1 protein-coding gene is annotated in these 273 nt (G+C 70.7%); it reads right to left on the reverse strand.

All coding sequences use genetic code 11. The features are described from left to right. A partial coding sequence (locus ACLJNW_RS25075) for a hypothetical protein (protein WP_410961340.1) occupies nucleotides 1-273 on the reverse strand: 273 nt, incomplete at both ends.

A 273-nucleotide genomic window follows, 5' to 3' on the forward strand; every position in this document is an offset into this window, starting at 1 on the left:
GCGCCCAGCGGGCATACTGCGGGCCGATGTAGGAGGCGTTCACGCCGCGCGCGTGGAGGCGCTTCAGCCATTGCTCGCCGCTCAGTTCGGGGGCCGCGTAGGTCATCAACGCGCTGGCGTGCGGCCCTTGTTCCAGCGGCGTCCAGCCGAGCCGGCGGTAGAGCTGCTGGGCGATGCGTTCGCGCAACTGGCGGTTGCGTCGGGCGATGCGCCGGACATCGGTCTGCAACAGGTAGTCGCAACTGGCCTTGAGCGCCAGGCGCAGCCCCGGGT

It is taken from the genome of Salmonella sp. SAL4457, assembly GCF_046548235.1.
In the GTDB taxonomy this organism is placed as follows: Bacteria; Pseudomonadota; Gammaproteobacteria; order Enterobacterales; family Enterobacteriaceae; genus Salmonella; species Salmonella enterica.